Below are 1663 nucleotides of genomic sequence, written 5' to 3'. Positions count from 1 at the left end.
GATTTTCAAGCCACACGGTCTGCAAGTGATCGAAAAACAGAGCAGCAGGTCGAGCTTTGCTATTACCGGCCCCCGTATCTACAAGAATGTTCCGACCGCGATCCTTGATGAGCCAGCTATGAACGCTCAAAAGGACTTTCGTTTCTGAAGCATCCAGCGTTTCAGGTAGATCAGAATAGGCCTGAAGTGCCGTTGCATCATCCCAATCAGGAAGCAACTGTTCTGGAGTGAGTGCTGCCAGCGTAAGATCCTGTATTTTTAGTATGCGGGCATCCCCTACAGCATACCACTGAAGATCGTTCATAATCCCAAGGCTCTCTTTTCGTTTTTATTTCTCAAAAAACACAGCGCTGTCGTCATGAAGGGAAAAGAGACTTCAATTCTTGCGGGAGTTTGCCTGTTGCATGATTTGACAGGCACCCGAATAGTGGGTCCCATTCTTCAATCCGCAGATCACAAATCAAACCTTCGGATGCAAAGGGATCACCGGCAATCATCGCGTCGATCTCTTGCCGATTGGCGCCTTTCATAATCAGAAAGCCGGAGCGCAATGGGGTCCCTTTCAACGGACCGGACGCCAGCAGGCTGCCTTCCTGAATAAGGCGCCTGAGATACAACACGTGTGCTGCGACATGCTGTCCCCATCCCTCGCCGTCAGGGTGGTCCATGCGCACAAGATAAACAGGCATTTCGAAAGTCTCCACCAGAACTGGACTTGCCAATCGCTCGAAGCCTTCAGCATATTCCTCTTTTTCGCTGGATAAATTGTCGATACAAGACATCAGTCACAACTGAGGATGGTGAATGCTTGACCGGTTAACCAGCATGAAGATTTTTATCAAGGTTGTGGAATTGGGATCTTTTGCTGCGGCCTCCCAGCATCTGACTTTGTCGCCGCAGATGGTGGCCAAGCATATAGAGGCTCTGGAGCATCACCTTGGTGCTCGCCTGTTGCATCGAACGACACGTCGGCAAAGTCTGACTGAAACAGGACGGCTCTATTGCGAGCAATGTCGGCTTGTTCTGCAGGCTGCTGAACGAGCTGACACTCTGGCAGCCAATACGCTTGGCACACCGCGCGGCACATTATCTGTCAGCGTCCCAGTCACCTTCGGGCGAACGGTATTTCTATCATTTATTCACAGTTTTCAAAAAAGATACCCAGAAATTCAAGTGCATTTATCCCTGACAGACCAACTGGTTCACCCCACAATGGATGGTCATGAGGCTGTGATCCGAATTGGTGAACTGGAGACGGACCTTACAGCGGTCAGTCGTCCTTTGACGGCCTATCGTCGGGTCATCTGCGCGGCTCAAACCTATCTGGAAAAACACGGTTTTCCAGGGCAGCCCGAAGATCTGATGCGCCACGAGTGTCTCGTATATGAAAACTCCGGCGGCCCTGTAACCACGTGGTACCTTTCTCAGGGGAGCGTTACGCGACCTGTCACCGTGTCCGGGAAGATAATCAGTAATGATTCAAGTGTTCTGCATTCTGCAGCTCTTGGTGGCGATGGCATTCTGCTGGGATATGAGCAGGCTCTGCTTCCAGATATTAAAAGCAAACGGCTTGTCCGGCTTATGCCCAGGTGGAAAGTTCCGGACAGGCCCATGCACCTGCTCTATAACGCAGGTCCGGTTATGACACCAAAGCTGCGGGTCT

At 51.1% G+C, this 1663-nt stretch carries 2 protein-coding genes and 1 pseudogene; 1 reads left to right on the top strand and 2 read right to left on the bottom strand.

Translation table 11 applies throughout. The features are described from left to right. Together ABF824_RS16355 and ABF824_RS16350 are read right to left on the bottom strand one after the other, a co-directional pair. Positions 1-304, bottom strand: a pseudogene (locus ABF824_RS16355) (MBL fold metallo-hydrolase); the annotation flags it as partial. Between the two features lie 52 nt (positions 305-356). Then, positions 357-689: a YciI family protein gene (locus tag ABF824_RS16350; protein WP_003626994.1), complete on the bottom strand. Its 333-nt coding sequence runs from the start codon at positions 687-689 to the stop codon at positions 357-359. Positions 690-804: 115 nt separating this feature from the next. Here ABF824_RS16350 and ABF824_RS16345 point away from each other — a divergent pair. Further along, positions 805-1663, top strand: an 859-nt coding sequence (locus tag ABF824_RS16345) for a LysR substrate-binding domain-containing protein (RefSeq protein ID WP_415490005.1), incomplete at its 3' end; no start/stop codon positions are given.

Source organism: Acetobacter sp., assembly GCF_047721705.1.
Lineage (GTDB): Bacteria > Pseudomonadota > Alphaproteobacteria > Acetobacterales > Acetobacteraceae > Acetobacter.
Note: the sequence above shows the minus strand (reverse complement) of the source record. Positions and strands in the feature narration are given on the sequence as shown.

Bases quoted from the DNA above. Each gene is read 5' to 3' on its own strand.
- ABF824_RS16350 (WP_003626994.1), bottom strand. From the start codon at position 689: ATGCCTGTTTATCTTGTGCGCATGGACCACCCTGACGGCGAGGGATGG.